At 62.7% G+C, this 15,628-nt stretch carries 14 protein-coding genes; 13 read left to right on the top strand and 1 reads right to left on the bottom strand.

All coding sequences use genetic code 11. The annotated features are described in order from the left end of the window. Positions 1–51: 51 nt before the first annotated feature. The 12 genes from SAZ10_RS19675 (at position 52) to SAZ10_RS19620 (ending at position 14,189) form a co-directional block, all read left to right on the top strand. Positions 52–3,390 (top strand): SPOR domain-containing protein, encoded by a 3,339-nt coding sequence (locus SAZ10_RS19675; protein ID WP_318611046.1) that lies wholly within the window; start codon positions 52–54, stop codon positions 3,388–3,390. Positions 3,391–3,543: 153 nt separating this feature from the next. After that, positions 3,544–4,560, top strand: a complete 1,017-nt coding sequence (gene nagZ / locus SAZ10_RS19670; protein ID WP_318611045.1) for a beta-N-acetylhexosaminidase — start codon at positions 3,544–3,546, stop codon at positions 4,558–4,560. Positions 4,561–4,620: 60 nt separating this feature from the next. Further along, positions 4,621–5,418 carry a ScpA family protein gene (locus SAZ10_RS19665; protein WP_318611090.1) on the top strand — a complete coding sequence of 266 codons (798 nt, stop codon included), beginning with the start codon at positions 4,621–4,623 and terminating at the stop codon, positions 5,416–5,418. Further along, complete coding sequence (gene scpB, locus SAZ10_RS19660; RefSeq protein WP_318611044.1) at positions 5,415–6,161, top strand: SMC-Scp complex subunit ScpB; 747 nt, start codon at positions 5,415–5,417, stop codon at positions 6,159–6,161. Before SAZ10_RS19665 ends, scpB begins: the two co-directional genes overlap by 4 nt. 64 nt (positions 6,162–6,225) lie before the next feature. After that, positions 6,226–7,329 carry an ABC transporter ATP-binding protein gene (locus SAZ10_RS19655; RefSeq protein ID WP_318611043.1) on the top strand — a complete coding sequence of 368 codons (1,104 nt, stop codon included), beginning with the start codon at positions 6,226–6,228 and terminating at the stop codon, positions 7,327–7,329. Positions 7,330–7,364: 35 nt separating this feature from the next. After that, the gene (locus SAZ10_RS19650; protein WP_318611042.1) at positions 7,365–7,586 is read left to right on the top strand and encodes a twin-arginine translocase TatA/TatE family subunit; all 222 of its coding nucleotides are present in this window, start codon (positions 7,365–7,367) and stop codon (positions 7,584–7,586) included. Between the two features lie 50 nt (positions 7,587–7,636). After that, positions 7,637–8,386 carry a Sec-independent protein translocase protein TatB gene (gene tatB / locus SAZ10_RS19645; protein ID WP_318611041.1) on the top strand — a complete coding sequence of 250 codons (750 nt, stop codon included), beginning with the start codon at positions 7,637–7,639 and terminating at the stop codon, positions 8,384–8,386. After that, complete coding sequence (tatC, locus tag SAZ10_RS19640) at positions 8,383–9,237, top strand: twin-arginine translocase subunit TatC (RefSeq protein ID WP_318611040.1); 855 nt, start codon at positions 8,383–8,385, stop codon at positions 9,235–9,237. The genes tatB and tatC overlap by 4 nt, the downstream gene beginning before the upstream one ends. 257 nt (positions 9,238–9,494) lie before the next feature. Next, positions 9,495–10,817, top strand: coding sequence for a serine--tRNA ligase (serS, locus tag SAZ10_RS19635; RefSeq protein WP_318611039.1), 1,323 nt, complete (start codon positions 9,495–9,497; stop codon positions 10,815–10,817). A gap of 233 nt (positions 10,818–11,050) precedes the next feature. Then, positions 11,051–11,809: a 5'/3'-nucleotidase SurE gene (gene surE / locus SAZ10_RS19630; RefSeq protein WP_318611038.1), complete on the top strand. Its 759-nt coding sequence runs from the start codon at positions 11,051–11,053 to the stop codon at positions 11,807–11,809. After that, on the top strand, positions 11,806–12,459 hold the full coding sequence (locus SAZ10_RS19625) for a protein-L-isoaspartate(D-aspartate) O-methyltransferase (RefSeq protein WP_318611037.1): 654 nt from the start codon (positions 11,806–11,808) through the stop codon (positions 12,457–12,459). The genes surE and SAZ10_RS19625 overlap by 4 nt, the downstream gene beginning before the upstream one ends. A 143-nt stretch (positions 12,460–12,602) precedes the next feature. Then, positions 12,603–14,189: a peptidoglycan DD-metalloendopeptidase family protein gene (locus SAZ10_RS19620; protein WP_318611036.1), complete on the top strand. Its 1,587-nt coding sequence runs from the start codon at positions 12,603–12,605 to the stop codon at positions 14,187–14,189. Positions 14,190–14,238: 49 nt separating this feature from the next. Here the strand turns inward: SAZ10_RS19620 and SAZ10_RS19615 are convergent, their stop codons facing one another. Beyond that, a complete protein-coding gene (locus SAZ10_RS19615) occupies positions 14,239–15,114 on the bottom strand; it encodes an ATP-binding protein (RefSeq protein WP_318611035.1) in 876 nt (291 codons plus the stop codon). Positions 15,115–15,285: 171 nt separating this feature from the next. Here SAZ10_RS19615 and yajC point away from each other — a divergent pair, with 171 nt between their 5' ends. Next, positions 15,286–15,624, top strand: coding sequence for a preprotein translocase subunit YajC (yajC, locus tag SAZ10_RS19610; protein WP_318611034.1), 339 nt, complete (start codon positions 15,286–15,288; stop codon positions 15,622–15,624). Positions 15,625–15,628 lie beyond the last annotated feature (4 nt).

Raw genomic sequence — 15,628 nt, 5'->3', positions numbered from 1 at the left:
CGATCGACGCTGCCGGCGCCGGGGTGTGGCGCTGCGAGTACGGGAAGAATAATGGCAGAGAGCAACCAGCGAAAAGTCGTTGACCCGATCGTTCTTGATGAAGAGGATCCTTTCGCCGAACTCACTCGGATCATGGGTTTTGACCCGCGGGTCTCAGCCCTCGCGCAGGCCAAGGAAAACCAAGCCAGGGAAAACCTCGCTGCGGGCCTGAAGACCGATCAGTCTACAGTTCCGCCCACGGCGCCGAAGGTCGCCGAAGCGCAGTTCCGTGCGCCCGAGGTCGAAGTGCCCGAGGCCTCTGGAGAGGATTTCGGGATCGACCTCGAAAAAGAGCTGCTTGGCGAATTTGCCGATTTTGATCAACCGCATCGCGAGGAACCTGCGGCTCCCTCTTATTTGCGGCATGCCGAGCCAGTCGAGGCGCCGGCCGCTGAAACCAACCCTGTCGCGACGGAGTTTGTCGAAGCCGAGCCTGTCGAAGCTGAGCTTGTCGAAGCTCATCCTGCCGCTCCGAAAGCCCAAGGCACTGCTCCTTCGGCCGAAGGTTCTGATGTCGGAAGCGAAGGCGAATTCGATGAGGCCTTTGCAGAGGCATTCGGTGCGGATATGGGCGCTGTCGATCGCGCCTTTGAGCTTGAGGAAACAGTCGATCCTCAACCCGTTCTCGAAAACGCTACGGTCGGCTATGTGGCGTCCGCTGACGTCGATGAGTCTCAGGCCGGCGCATCTGCACGGGACCACGGGGTTGAGTTCGATCTCGACGATCTCGATCTGCAGGGAGCGTCGCTTGATGACGAACTGCATGCGGCTCCAGCCGCGCCAACTGAACCCGCGCCCGTGCCGGGATATCATGTGGTCCACTACGATATCGCCGCTCGGGCCGATGGGCGCGACATGGCTGTGTCCGCAGAGGATCGAGCCATCTCGGACTTCGATCTCGACGATCTCGATCTTGACGATCTTGCTCAGCATGACGAACCTGCCCAGATCCCGGTCTTACAGGCCGAAGCGCGTGTCAGCGAGCCGGCGGCGGCCACCGCTGCGGATCCGCTCGTCGACGTCGATATGGACTTCGCTGCCGCTTTTGATCGCGAGTTCGCTTCAGATATCGAGGAGACGACCGACAGCCGGGGCGAGGCGCCGATAGTTGCGTCGCCTGCAGCCAAGACGCCGGTCGCGTCCAAACCAGCTCCCGAGGAGGCGGCCGCCAAAGCCGGCGACCAGTTTACGACCGAGGACGATGATTTCGAGATAAGCCTCGAAGAGGAACTGGGTGCGCTGCTTGCAGAGAAGCCAGCCGCAATCGAGCCTTCTATAGCTGCATTGGGACCTGACCGGTTTTCATCCGGGCGTCGGGACGCTCTCTGGTCCGGCGACAACCCTCGATCGAGCGCAGGCGATTCTCGCCCCGACACGGCGGCCGCCGAATATCGGCGCTCCCTGATCAATCCATCGCTTGTTGCCCGCCACGCCAATTTCCAGACGCCGGTGTCGCCGTCCTATTCCCAGACACCGCCGACAGCGACCTCCTATTCCCAGACGCCATCGGTTTATTCCCAGAAGCCATCTGCGCCAGCCGCTTCGCCGGTCGAGGATGACCTCGACGACCTGCTCGATGCTATGGAAAGCGGGGCCATGGAAAGCGGGGTCAGGGAAAGCGAGGCTTATGCGGACGGCTATTCGCCTGTCGAATCCGGCCCAAGTCCGGTCGCGCCTCATGGTCAGGCAAATTATGCGTTTGAGCCGCCCCTCCCTGCACCTCATGCTGGAATGGCGCGCGCTGACGATATCGCCGCCACTCAGGCCGCTCCGGCATCCGTCGGTAATGCGGAAGAGGCGCTATCCGATTTCGACGACGGTGCCGTGCCCGACATCGAGACAGTCGACGTGCCGGAAGCGGCCATCGCGGTCGCCGACGACCTCGACATTCCTGAAATCGTCTTTGAGGAGGAGCAGCCTCAGAGCGCGGCCTATGACGACATCGATGCCGAACTATCCGGGGGATTCGGCGAGGCGGCGGTGAGCGAGGAGCCAATGAGCCAGACGGTGAGGGGAATTGCGCGCCCGGCCGAGCGCACGGATTTGGATGCCGATTTCGAAACGCTCTTTCACCCCGCGACCGGCATGCCGGCCCAAGCCGGGTCGGAAGTCGGCTTTGAGCCGGCAGCAGTGGATTACCGCTACAACGTTCAGTCACTCGAATATCAGGATGACGATCTCGATCCGAGAGAAGAAACAGCTTCTTCGGGAGAGGATCGCTTCGTCGATTTCGACTTCAACAAGGATGTCGAACCGGACATCGCTCCTAGCCTGGCTGCTCGCGAACGGGCCCCGGCCCCGCGGCGGCGAGGCCTGCTGATCGCTTCCATCGTCGGCGGTGTTGCTGTGCTGGGCGGTGTCGGTGCTCTGGCCCTTTCCTTCGGCAATGGTGGCGGTGCGGGCATGCCGACGCTTGTCAAGGCCGATAACAGCCCGGTCAAAGTCAGACCGGAGAACCCTGGCGGCGCGACGGTGCCGAACCAGGACAACAAGGTCTATGACGCGGCGAAGGGCACCTCCGCCACGAGCGGCAAGCCGGTACAGCAGAAATTGGTGACGACCTCGGAAGAGCCGATCGACGTCGCCTCCGTTGCCCATGCGGATCCGCTCCCTGGTGTCAACATGGACGAAAACATCATTCCGAAGGCCGAGGATCGTATCGATCCGGCTGTGGATGGCGCTCAGGACACTCGCACGACCGAGGGCATCGTCGTCGCGCCGCGAAAGGTGAGGACGATGGTCGTGCGCTCCGACGGGACGCTGGTGGCGCGCGAGGAACCGGCTGCGAACGACCCTGCCGCGGCGACCGCGGCGGCTGTCAACCAGCCGGCCGTTTCAGCCAACGAGGAGACTGCCGCCGTCGCCTCCCTGGATCAGCCGGAGGCGAGCAAGGCTGTTCCCGTCAAGACGATCTCGACCAAGAGGGTTGCCGTAGCGGAGGATCAGGCGGCCGCGGCGCCAGAGGTCTCGGCACTTCCGCCTGCAAAGCCTGTCGTCCAGGCTGCCCAGGCGAAGCCGGCGGAAACGAAGTCCGCCGAAACGAAACCGACCGAAGTCAAGGCTGAGGAGGTCGCTGCTGCCAATGTCGAGCAAACTGCGATCGCCGCAGGTGCCTGGTCGGTGCAGATCGCCTCACAGCCCAGTGCAGAAAGCGCCAAGTCGACCTACCAGGATCTGGCCAAGCGCTATGCCAATGTGATCGGTGGGCACGGCGTCAACATCGTGAAAGCGGACGTTGCCGGCAAGGGCACTTACTGGCGCGTGCGCGTGCCCGCAAAGTCTCGCGACGAGGCCATCAACCTCTGCAACGACTACAAATCTGCCGGCGGCAACTGCTTCGTTTCGAAGTAGGCAGTTCCTGGAGACAGTTTACTTTTCCGCTTGTGTCGGCTTTGAAGCCCCACGGCATTCCTGCGGAAAAAGTAGGCTGTCCCCAGCACCAAACCGCCATAGGCACCGGCCGCGCCGTTTCGTTTTGGGCAGAAAGCCACTAGAATCAGCGGCATGAGCGAATCAAGAGCCGTCATCCTGGGCTGCGCCGGGAAGTCCCTCACTCAGGATGAGGTGCGGTTTTACCGCGGTGAACAGCCGTGGGGCTTCATTCTGTTCGCCCGCAATATCGGCGAACCGGCCGAAATAGCCGACCTGGTGGCGAGCATGCGCGACTGCGTAGGGCGCCAGGATGCTCCGATCTTCATCGACCAGGAGGGCGGCAGGGTACAGCGGCTGCGACCGCCGATAGCGCCGAACTATCCTTCCGGCTCCGCGCTCGGCGCACTTTATCATTCCGACCGCAAGGGGGGATTGCGGGCGGCCTGGCTGATGGCGAGGCTGCAGGCCTTCGACCTGTCCCGCTTCGGCATCAACGTCGACTGCCTGCCTGTGCTGGACGCGCCGATCGAGGGTGCGAGCGACGTGATCGGCACCCGTGCCTACGGCAAGGATCCGGAAACGGTCACAGCCTTGGGGCGGGCTTCGGCAGAGGGGCTCATGGCTGGTGGCGTGCTGCCGGTGATGAAGCACATTCCAGGCCATGGCCGAGCTTTCGCGGATTCGCATCACGAATTGCCGAAGGTTGATGCGCCGATCGATGAATTGCGCCGCGATTTTGCACCGTTCAAGGGGTTGCGCGACCTGCCGATGGCCATGACGGCCCATGTGGTCTACAGCGCGATCGATCCGACGGCGCCGGCAACGACGTCGCACAAAGTAGTCAGCGAGGTGGTGCGCGGCGAAATCGGTTTCGACGGCTTGCTCATCAGCGACGACACTTCCATGAAGGCACTTTCTGGGGATTTCCCCGACAAAGCCGCCGCGATCCTTGCGGCCGGCTGCGATATCGTCCTTCACTGCAACGGCGTAATGGAGGAAATGCGCGGCATCGTCTCGAGGACCGTGCCCCTGGTCGGCAAGTCGCTGGAAAGAGCGAACCGTGCGCTTACCTATGTTACCGGGCGTGATGCGGCTGTGGAGGCTGACATCCGCAATGAGTTCGCAAGCTATTTCGAAGCGGTGGCATGAGCCCCGCCAGGAGCAGGCGTGGCGGAAACAGGTGACGACAAGCCGGCCAACCCGGCGCCGATGGATCGGCTTTGGGCCGAGAACGATGACTCGCGGGCATCGGGCGAGCCGTCGCTGGTGGTCGATGTCGATGGTTTCGAGGGACCTCTCGACCTACTGCTGCATCTGGCCCGCAACCAGAAGGTCGACCTAGCGCGCATTTCCATCGTTGCGCTCGCGGACCAGTATCTGAAATTCGTCGAGAGAGTGCGGGCGATGCGGCTCGAGCTCGCGGCCGACTACCTCGTCATGGCTGCCTGGCTCGCTTATCTCAAATCGAAGCTCCTGATCCCGAAGCAGCCAAACGAGGAAGGTCAATCGGGCGAAGAAATGGCGGCTGTCCTGCAGTTCCGCCTGAAGAGGCTCGAGGCAATGCGCGATGCTTCGGCTCGCCTCGTCAACCGCAACCGTCTGGGCCGAGATGTGTTCGTGCGCGGGATGCCGGAGGCGGTCATCCTCGAAAGGCGCAATGAGTACTCGGCTTCGCTCTACGATCTGCTGACGGCCTATGCGGCACAGCGCCAGCGTCGGGCCATCACCAACGTGCGTATTGCCAAACGAGGCGTGTGGTCGCTTCAGCAGGCCCGGGAAATCCTCACGCGGCTGGTCGGCAGCTTCGAGGACTGGACGGCGCTGGACAGCTTCCTGATCGAGTATCTGACAAGCCCCGAGGAACGGCCGACGGCGATCGCCAGCTCCTTCGCTGCAAGCCTGGAACTGGTGCGCGAGGGCAAGATCGAGGTTCGCCAGCATGCGGCTTTCGAGCCGCTCTATCTGCGCAGCCGGCAGAAGGCCGCGCCAATCGAGGTGGTTTCATGAGTGAAGGCGGCAACGCTCAGATCATTCCTTTTGTGCTGGAGGACGAAACGGGCGAGGGGAATGAAGCTGAAGAGAATCCGGCGCTGCGCTTGCACATTGCCGAGGCGGTCCGGATGGCCGAGGCGATCGTCTTCGCCAGCGCCGAACCAGTGACTGAAAGGGCGCTGGTCGCGCGCCTGCCGGAGGGCGTGGACGTACCGCTCGTCATGAACGAACTGCATGCTCTCTATGAGAAGCGCGGCGTGAATCTGGTGAGGGTCGGCGACGGCTGGGCATTCCGCACGGCCGGGGATCTCGCCTTTCTGATGAGCCGCGATGCCGTTCAGCAGAAGAAGCTGTCGCGCGCCGCCCTCGAAGTCCTGGCGATCATCGCCTACCATCAGCCGGTGACCCGCGCGGAAATCGAAGAGATCCGTGGCGTCGAAACCTCGAAGGGGACACTCGACACTTTGATGGAGACCGATTGGGTGCGCCTGCGCGGACGCCGCCGCACCCCGGGCCGCCCGGTGACCTATGGCACTACTGACAAATTCCTGGACCATTTCGGGCTTTCCGAGATCCGCGACCTGCCGGGCATCGAGGAGCTGAAGGGCGCCGGGCTGCTGTCGGTCCGCATGCCGTCGAATTTCTCCATACCGCAGCCACCTGCCGATCCGGACGAGCTGACGCCCGACGAGGATCCGCTCACCGACATCGACCTCGAGGAGCTCGGTCTGTTGACACCCGGCGGCGGGGATGATTGACGGGGCTGAAGAACACCTGTTTTGAGCCTCGGATGTTCCGAGGCTCAGCCTTGAGGCCCACGCCATGAACCAGGACGCGCGGGTAGCCACCCGCGTCACGGCGGGCGTGACGTTTGCCGCCAAGCTCGCCTTCGACGACATCAGTCATTCCTTCGGCGCCGGCAATCCGACACTGCGCGAGGTGACGCTGAGCGCCGAGCCCGGAGAGGTGCTTTGTCTGCTCGGACCCTCCGGCTCTGGCAAGACGACGCTGCTCAGGATCGCCGCCGGGATCGAGGCGCAGACGGCCGGCCGCGTGCTGCTCAACGACCGCGAGATCGCAGGGCCATCGGTATTCCTCCCGCCCGAGCAGCGCTCGATCGGCCTGGTCTTCCAGGACTTCGCGCTTTTCCCGCATCTCTCGATCCTGGACAATGTCAGGTTCGGGCTCACCGCGCTGTCGCGCGAGGAGGCGAAGCGCGAGGCGATGATCGCGCTGGAGCGAGTGGGACTGGAATCTTATGCTGATTCCTATCCACATGTTTTGTCGGGTGGCGAGCAGCAGCGCGTTGCTCTTGCCCGTGCGCTGGCGCCGAGGCCAGCAGTGCTCCTTATGGACGAGCCCTTCTCCGGCCTCGATTCCCGGCTGAAGGATTCGGTGCGCGCCGAGACGCTCGGCATATTGCGGCACAGCCGCGCCACCGCGATCGTCGTCACGCATGATGCCGAGGAGGCGATGCGCATGGGCGATCGTATTGCGCTGCTCAGGAACGGCAGGCTGCAGCAGGCGGGCCGGGCCGAAGAGCTTTACCTCAGGCCGGCGGACCTTTTTGTCGCCGGGTTCTTCTCGGAGCTGAATGTGTTCGACACTCGGGCGAGTGGCGGAGCGGCGGATACGCCGGTCGGCAAGGTGGACGCGGCGGGTTTCGCCGACGGCACGCCAGTCAATGTGGCGATCCGAACCTCCGGCTTCGATGTCAGCGAAGTCAGCGGAGAGGTGCAGGCGCGCATCCTCTCGCGCCGTTACCTCGGCGTGGTCGAACTCCTCGATCTCGCGGTTTCCGGTGCGGAAACTCCGGTCCGGGCCCGGGTGCGGTGCGGCGCATTGTCATCCTCGGCGAGAGATATCTGGCTTTCCCTTCGCAAGTCTGACGTACTTGTGTTTGAAAGAGCCGACAAAAACGCATAAATCACGGGAACAGTCCCCTTGGGAGAAGAGTTGCAATGGGTTCATTTTCGATATGGCACTGGCTGATCGTTCTGGTCGTCGTGCTGCTGCTGTTCGGGCGCGGCAAGATTCCGGAGCTGATGGGCGACATGGCCAAGGGCATCAAGAGCTTCAAGAAAGGTATGTCGGAGGACGATTCATCCGACGACGATACCCGAACGGTTGAGCACCGCGCCGACGAGACCGTCGTGGCGAAGGAAAAGGCCACCAAGGGCTGAGACCCGCTCGCGGCCGCTGCCGGCCGTGCTAGCTAGCCGGAACGAAAGCTATGTTTGATATCGGCTGGTCCGAAATGCTGGTGATCGCGGTCGTCTTGATCGTGGTCGTCGGGCCGAAAGATTTGCCGCGCATGCTGCGGACCTTCGGCAAGACAACGGCAAAGCTACGTCGCATGGCCGGCGACTTTCAGCGTCAGTTCAATGAAGCGCTGAAGGAAGCCGAGCTGGACGACGTGAAGAAATCCGTCGACGAACTGCGTGGCCTTAATCCGGCGGACCAGCTCAGGAAGCAGCTCAACCCCTTCGAGCAGGCAGCTGCGGACGTTCGCGCCGGCCTCAGCTCGTTGAATCCGGGATCATTGGCGACTACGCCTGCCTCGGCTCCCGCCGCCACGGCAGAGGACGCCCAGCCGGCAGCGTCTTCCGAGCCGGCTTCACCCGTCACTCACGCGGCAGAGCCGCTGAAGAACGGTGCGACGGCAATGCCGGGCGTTGCCGGGCCCGAAGCCATGCCTGCGACGCCGGTAATGGCCGCGCTCAACGGCGCAGCGACGGCAGCTCAGCCTGCGGTTTCCGAAGCGGGCGCGAGCACGGAGACGCCTTCCGAGGCAAAAGCGGCCACCGCCGCGATCGAGCCGGTAATGCCGGCAAAGCCCAGAGCCGCGCCGAAAGGAAAGGCCGCCAACGGTAAGGCGAGCGCGGCGAAAGCCGGCTCGAAGCCAAAGGCGCCTGCGAAAGCGGCGGCAACCAAAAAAACCGCAGCGAAAGCTGCCAATAAAGCGAAGACAGACGCCTCGTGAGCAGCCAAGAGACAAAAGAAATAGATGAGGTCGAGGCTTCGTCGGCGCCGCTCATCGAGCATCTGATCGAGCTCCGTCGCCGCCTGATCTGGTCCATCGGCGGCTTCTTCGTCGCCTTTGTGGGTTGCTTCTTCGTCGCCAAGCACCTCTTCAACTTGCTGGTCATCCCATTCAAATGGTCCGTGGAGTGGGCGAAGCTCGATGTTTCAAAGGTCGAGCTGATCTACACAGCGCCACAGGAATTCTTTTTCACGCAGATCAAGCTTGCCATGTTCGGCGGCCTCGTCATTGCCTTTCCGCTGATTGCGACTCAGATCTACAAGTTCATCGCGCCTGGTCTCTACAAGAACGAGCGTGCGGCCTTCCTGCCGTTCTTGATCGCTTCGCCGCTGCTTTTTCTGTTGGGCGCGGCGCTCGTCTATTTCTTCTTCACGCCAATGGTGATGTGGTTCTTCCTGTCCATGCAGCAGGCGGGCGGTGACGGACAGGTGCAGATTTCCCTGCTGCCGAAAGTGTCGGAATATCTCAGCCTCATCATGACGCTGATCTTCTCCTTCGGCCTGGTCTTCCAGCTTCCGGTGGTGACCTCGCTGATGGCGCGCGTCGGGCTGTTGTCATCGCAGGCGCTCAGGGACAAGCGCAAATGGGCAATCGTTCTCGCCTTTGTCGTGGCCGCGGTGCTGACCCCGCCAGACCCGATCAGCCAGGTAAGTCTCGCGCTGCCGACCATCGTGCTCTACGAGATCTCGATCTGGACCGCCAGGATGATCGAGCGGAAGCGTGAGGAGGAAAGGCTGGCAGCCGAGAAGAAGGATGCTGCTCCTCCTTCGGCGAGCGGCCAGTCGGCCTGATCAGGGGTTTGGTCCGGCCGGCCGCTTTTCGCACCAGGATGCGATGCCGGCGGATGGTGACCGGACAGGTGGAATCCGTGCCGAATCGTTTGGCAGACATCTGACGCAGTTCGAGGACATTCGGCTTCATTTGTGAGCGGCAGCCGCTTGCCGCTTCGCGTTGGCGAGCTCGAGAAGGGCTGGCCTTGCGCCGTGGCGCGCGTCGGTTTACCCCCTCACGGGGTTTACTCGGCCCCGACCTTTACCAGGAAAGCGTCATGCTCGACATCAAATGGATTCGTGAGAACCCCGAAGCACTCATTGATGCGCTGAGGAAGCGCCAATGGTCGCCCGAGGAGTCGCGCTCCACGGTCGAGGCTATCATCGCCAAGGACGAGGCGCGGCGCCAGCACATCGTCAAGCTGCAGGAGGCGCAGGAGCGCCGCAACGCAGCTTCCAGGGAAATCGGCAACGCCATGCGCAACAAGGACATGGCTGCGGCGGAACAGCTGAAGGCCGAGGTCGCGGAGATCAAGAGCTTCATCCAGTCGGGCGAGGCGACCGAGCGCGAGCTCGACAAGGCGCTGGATGACGCGCTCTCTGTTATTCCCAACGTGCCGCTCGCCGACGTGCCGGTCGGCAAGGACGAGCACGACAATGTCGAGGTGCGGCGCTTCGGCACGGAGCTCATCTCTGCCCGGCAAAAGAACATGCCGAACAAGCCGCGCGAGCATTTCGAGATAGGCGAGGGGCTCGGCCTCATGGATTTCGAGCGCGCAGCCAAGCTTTCGGGTGCTCGCTTCACGGTGCTGAAGGGCCGGCTCGCGCGGCTCGAACGCGCGCTTGGCCAGTTCATGATCGACCTGCACACCACCGAGCACGGCTATGAGGAAGTGCAGCCGCCGCTGCTGGTACGTGACGAGGTCCTCTACGGAACCAACCAGCTTCCGAAATTCGAGGAGGATCTGTTTTTCACGCCGCATTCGGGTGGGCGACTGGGTCTCATCCCCACCGCCGAGGTTCCGTTGACCAATCTCGTGCGCGAGGAGATCGTCGCGCACGAAAGCCTGCCGCGTCGCTACACCGCGCTGACGCCCTGCTTCCGCTCTGAGGCCGGCTCAGCCGGCAAGGATACGCGCGGCATGCTGCGTCAGCACCAGTTCTACAAGGTCGAGCTGGTGTCGATTACCGACCAGGAGTCTTCGCTCTCCGAGCACGAGCGCATGACGGCTTGCGCCGAGGAAGTGCTGAAGCGGCTCGGCCTGCCGTTCCGCACAGTCGCGCTTTGCACCGGCGATATGGGGTTCGGTGCCCGCAAGACGTATGACATCGAGGTGTGGTTGCCGGGGCAGAACAATTATCGCGAGATCTCGTCCTGCTCGGTCTGCGGCGATTTCCAGGCGCGCCGCATGGATGCGCGCTATCGCCCGAAGGATGGCAAGGGCACCAGCTTCGTGCACACGCTGAATGGCTCGGGCACTGCCGTCGGCCGGGCGCTGATTGCAGTGCTTGAAAACTATCAGAACGAGGACGGGTCGGTCACGATTCCTGAAGTTCTGGTGTCTTACATGGGTGGAATGAAGAAGATCGAGGCCCAATGAGCCGTGCCTGAAGCGTTTGCTCCCCTTCGCGCCCCACTCTGTCCTGCCGGACATCTCTCCCGCAGGGGGGGAGATCGGCCGGCCGAGTTGGTTTCGCCAATCGTCAATGCTGCAGGATGGGCGCTGCCAAAATTGAAGGCTGATTTCCCCCTTTGCGGGGGAGATCGCCGGCGGGCCAGAGGGGGGCAACGTAGAGCTCAGTCCTTAGGTTCTTTCACTCGTGGAGCCGTCTGATGCGCATCCTCATCACGAATGACGACGGCATCCACGCGGAAGGGCTGGCGGTCCTGGAGCGTATCGCCCGGAAGCTGTCGGACGACATCTGGGTGGTCGCGCCGGAAATCGATCAGTCGGGCTTCGCACATTCGCTGTCGATTTCCGATCCGCTGCGGCTGCGTCAGCTCGACGAGCGGCATTTCGCCGTGCGCGGCACGCCGACCGATTGCGTGGTCATGGGCTGCCGTATGATCATGCCCGACCTGCCGGACCTCGTGCTCTCTGGTGTCAATTCTGGCTCCAACCTTGCCGACGACGTCACCTATTCGGGCACGGTGGCCGGCGCCATGGAGGGCGCGCTGGTCGGCATCCGCTCGATCGCCCTCTCTCAGGCCTATAACGTGCAGGACGATGTACGTGTCGTGCCCTGGGGCACAGTCGAATCGCTCGCACCGGCCTTGCTCGACAAGCTGATCCCGATGGAACTGCCGCCGGGCGTGTTCCTCAATCTGAATTTCCCGAATTGCCCGCCCGAAGAGGTCGAGGGAACGGCCGTCACCAGCCAGGGCATGCTGATGCACGGGCTCTGGATCGAGCAGCGCAGGGACGGCCGCGGCTTCCCTTATTACTGGATGCGCTTCGGCAAGGAGCGGCCACAGGCCCGGCCCGGGTCCGACCTCGCGGCCATGCAGGCAAAGAAGATATCGGTCACGCCGCTCAAGATCGACCTCACGGCGCATGAAGTGAAGGACGTGCTCGCCGAGGCGCTGGCATGAGCGGCCCTCTCGACGATCGCGAAAGCTTCGCAGCCTTCTTGCTGAGGCTACGCGGCAAAGGCATCGTGTCGAAGGAACTGGTAGCCGCGTTCGAATCGACGCCTCGAAGCAATTTCCTGCCTGGCCAATGGCAGTCGCTTGCCTGGTCGGAGCGCACTGCGCCGATCGAATGCGGCGAGGCGATCGAGGGCGCGGACCTGCAGGCGAGCGTCATTGCGGCGCTTGAGTTGAACAGCGGGCACCGCGTGCTCGAGGTCGGTACGGGCTCCGGTTTTACCGCTGCCGTCATGGGACGCCTTGCCGGGCGCGTCATCACGCTCGACCGCTACAAAACGCTTGCCGAGCAGGCGCGGCAACGTTTCGAGCAGCTCGGGCTGACCAATGTCGTCGCGCGGCAGGCAGACGGCAGCAACGGCTTGCCGGGAGAGGGGCCATTCGACCGCATCGTGGCCTGGACAGCCTTTGACGGATTGCCGCGACCGTTCGTCGATCAGCTCTCGAGCGGCGGCACGATGATTGCACCGATCGGCCCGGCCGAAGGCGAGCAGGTGCTCGCCAAGCTCACCAAGGTTGGTAGCCGGTTCGAGCGGATCGATGTGGCAATGGCGCGCCTGCAGCCGATCGCGAAAGGTGTTGCCGCGGTGCTTTAGAAAAGCTTGCAAGCTGCAGCGTCCGCGCAAATTCTTATCAAATACGTCGAAAATCACCTTTTAGAATCCAGAGCTTAACCGACCAGTAAGATTAACGCGCTTTAATCATGCCCAGTGTCGTTCGGGTACGCGCGGGTTTTCTCATGCGGTTGAGTATTTTGAGGGTCAACGAGCGCCGGCTGGTGCAAGGCGCCGCAATTTTCATCATAGGTGGACTTGCCTCAGGCTGCAGTTCGGATGTCATGCGCTTCACCTATGGCACCGATGGCACGTTCACCGGAGCCACCGCCAATCAGCGCCAGATCATAGCGCCCGACCAGCCCTATCCCGGGGACAATCCGGCGCCTGCTGCTTCAGTCGATGGTACCAACACCGGTCCGGTGAGCCGCGGCGTGGCCGCTGTCTCCGGGAACCCGGTTACCAAAAGCGCTCTGCCCCCGGTCGCCGGTACGAAAGTTGCTGCTGTCGATTCCAAGCCATTGGTAAGGCTGCAGGAGGGAAGTCCGCCGCCGGCACCCAAGCGGCTGGATTCGACGGTGACCGGTACCGTCACGACGACTGTCGTGCCGACCGACCCCGAGAACGATCCGGTCGGCTGGTCGCGCACCGGCGGGACGCAGGTGACCGCCAAGGATGGCGAGACTGTCTACAATCTTTCTCGTCGCTTCGGCGTGCCAGCCGACGTGCTGATGAAAATGAATGGGATTTCCGAAGCGAATGGCCTGAAGGTCGGCCAGAAAGTCATTATCCCGACCTATGTCTATCACAGCAAGGCGCCGGTTTCTGCGCCGGACAGCAATCCGAAGGTCGCCGCCGCGAAGTCCTCGCACGGCGTCAGGACCGACACGGTGCCCGGCAAGCTGCCGGCGACCGGCCAGCCGCTCGACAAGGTCGCCGTCCTGCCGAAATCGTCAAAGCCCAAGGAGGCCGAGGCTCAGCCGGCCGACACGGCGAACGACAAGACGGCAATTGCCGACAATGGGCCTGACAAGGCCAAATCGGAGAAGGTCGCCACTCCGGCAAAGGGTACCTATGTCGTTCAGGCGGGCGATACTCTTTCGAAGGTCGCCAAGAAGAATGGCGTCAGTGCCGCTTCGCTGAAGCAGGCCAACGGGCTGGACAATGGCCTGCTGAAGGTTGGCCAGACCTTGAAGCTGCCGGCCGCCGCCACCGGCGCTCCGGAGCAGGTGGCGAGCGTGGCCAAGGCGCCCGTCGATGCGGTCACTACCGGCACCACCGGGCCTGTCAAGAAAGTCACCAGCGCAGAGATTTCCGGCTATACGCCGCCGCAAAGGGCCGAAAAGAAGATCGAGGATGCTGATGTCGATACGGCAGCGGCCGCGCCGGACTCCACCGGGATCGGCAAGATGCGCTGGCCGGTGCGCGGCCGCGTCATCTCAGGTTTCGGCAAAGGATCTGGACGGTCCAACGACGGCATCGATATTGCGGTGCCCGAAGGCACTCCGATCAAGGCCGCCGAGAATGGTGTTGTGATCTATGCCGGCGATGGGCTGAAGGACTTTGGCAACACGGTTTTGGTTCGTCACGACGACGGACTTGTGACGGTCTACGGCCACGCCAGCGAGATCGACGTCAAGCGCGGCGACAAGGTCAAGCGCGGGCAGGAGATCGCCCGCTCCGGGATGAGCGGCACGACCGACGCGCCGAAGCTGCATTTCGAGGTGCGCAAGAACTCCGCACCGGTCAATCCCTCGACCTATCTGGAATAGAAGCCGCCCCTAACCTGAACAGGCCCGCCGCGTCACGGCGGGCCTTTTTTTAATCCTTGAGTTTCTGCCCCAACCTCCCGGCGAGGTCCTGGATGAATTGGAAGGCGACGCGACCGGAGCGGCTGCCGCGCGTCGTTGCCCATTCGAGCGCTTCGGCGTGTAGCGTCTCCGTGTCGATCCTCAGTTCATGATAGGCGACATAGGCGGCTACCATGTCGAGGTATTCGTCCTGCGAGCACTTATGGAAGCCGAGCCACAGGCCGAAGCGGTCCGACAGCGAGACCTTTTCCTCGACCGCTTCGGACGGATTGATGGCCGTCGAGCGCTCGTTCTCGATCATGTCGCGGGGTAGAAGGTGGCGGCGGTTCGAGGTCGCGTAGAATATCACGTTCGCCGGCCGTCCTTCGACGCCTCCCTCGAGTGCCGCCTTCAACGATTTGTAAGACGTGTCGTCGTGGTCGAAGGAAAGGTCGTCGCAGAACAGGATGAAGCTGAACTGTGCGGCCTTCAGGATCGCCATCAGCTTCGGCAGCGTGTCGATGTCCTCGCGATGGATCTCGATCAGCTTGAGGGGGGACTGCCGGCGTGTATCAGCATTGATGGTGGCATGCACCGCCTTGACCAGCGACGATTTGCCCATCCCGCGCGCGCCCCACAGAAGCGCGTTGTTTGCCGGAAGCCCGGCCGCGAAGCGCTGGGTGTTGTCGAGCAGGATGTCTCGCACGCGGTCGACGCCGCGGATCAGCCCGATATCGACGCGGTTGACACGCTGCACTGGCTCGAGAAAGCCCGGTTCGGGCACCCAGACAAAGCAATCGGCGACGGCAATATCGGTCCCGGGCGGCCTCTCTGGCGCAAGGCGTGACACGGCTGCGATCAGCTGGTCGAGTTTTTCCGACAGGGTTTCAATGGTCTTTTCAGTCATGATCTCGGCATCGCTTCCGTTGGGCGATCGCTCTAACACGCTGGAAGAAGGCCGAAAAGCGCGGCCGTCCCTGGTTTGAGCGGTTGCAATGGACCCCCTAATGACTATATTCCGCGCAACTTTGCGGGCCCCTTGCGGCCCGTTTTTCGATCCGAATGGGGAGCTTTGTTGATGTTGGTGACGCCGGCCTATGCGCAGACGACGGGAGCGACCCCGGACATTTTCATCAGCATTTTGCCGTTTGTCCTGATTTTCGTAATCATGTATTTTCTGATCATCCGGCCGCAGCGGCAGCAGCTGAAGAAGCGGACCGAGATGCTGGCGGCTGTCCGCCGCGGCGATACGGTCGTAACCGGCGGCGGCTTTATCGGCAAAGTGACCAAGGTGATCAACGAGACCGAGCTCGAAATCGACCTTGGTGGTGGAACCAAGGTGACGGCTCTGCGCTCGACCCTTTCGGAGGTTCGGGTTAAGGGCGAACCGGTCGCCAACCAGAACGCCAAGAAGTAGACGG

Source organism: Mesorhizobium sp. BAC0120, assembly GCF_033542235.1.
Lineage (GTDB): Bacteria > Pseudomonadota > Alphaproteobacteria > Rhizobiales > Rhizobiaceae > JAWRCU01.
This window is presented reverse-complemented; position numbering and strand designations above follow the sequence as displayed.

Excerpts from the sequence above, each read along its gene's own strand:
- SAZ10_RS19650 (WP_318611042.1), top strand. The coding sequence starts at position 7,365 with ATGGGTTCATTTTCGATATGGCACTGGCTGATCGTTCTGGTCGTCGTG.
- SAZ10_RS19655 (WP_318611043.1), top strand. The coding sequence starts at position 6,226 with ATGAACCAGGACGCGCGGGTAGCCACCCGCGTCACGGCGGGCGTGACG.
- SAZ10_RS19625 (WP_318611037.1), top strand. The coding sequence starts at position 11,806 with ATGAGCGGCCCTCTCGACGATCGCGAAAGCTTCGCAGCCTTCTTGCTG.
- SAZ10_RS19665 (WP_318611090.1), top strand. The coding sequence starts at position 4,621 with ATGGATCGGCTTTGGGCCGAGAACGATGACTCGCGGGCATCGGGCGAG.
- surE (WP_318611038.1), top strand. The coding sequence starts at position 11,051 with ATGCGCATCCTCATCACGAATGACGACGGCATCCACGCGGAAGGGCTG.
- SAZ10_RS19620 (WP_318611036.1), top strand. The coding sequence starts at position 12,603 with ATGCGGTTGAGTATTTTGAGGGTCAACGAGCGCCGGCTGGTGCAAGGC.
- tatB (WP_318611041.1), top strand. The coding sequence starts at position 7,637 with ATGTTTGATATCGGCTGGTCCGAAATGCTGGTGATCGCGGTCGTCTTG.
- serS (WP_318611039.1), top strand. The coding sequence starts at position 9,495 with ATGCTCGACATCAAATGGATTCGTGAGAACCCCGAAGCACTCATTGAT.
- scpB (WP_318611044.1), top strand. The coding sequence starts at position 5,415 with ATGAGTGAAGGCGGCAACGCTCAGATCATTCCTTTTGTGCTGGAGGAC.
- nagZ (WP_318611045.1), top strand. The coding sequence starts at position 3,544 with ATGAGCGAATCAAGAGCCGTCATCCTGGGCTGCGCCGGGAAGTCCCTC.
- SAZ10_RS19615 (WP_318611035.1), bottom strand. The coding sequence starts at position 15,114 with ATGACTGAAAAGACCATTGAAACCCTGTCGGAAAAACTCGACCAGCTG.
- SAZ10_RS19675 (WP_318611046.1), top strand. The coding sequence starts at position 52 with ATGGCAGAGAGCAACCAGCGAAAAGTCGTTGACCCGATCGTTCTTGAT.
- yajC (WP_318611034.1), top strand. The coding sequence starts at position 15,286 with ATGTTGGTGACGCCGGCCTATGCGCAGACGACGGGAGCGACCCCGGAC.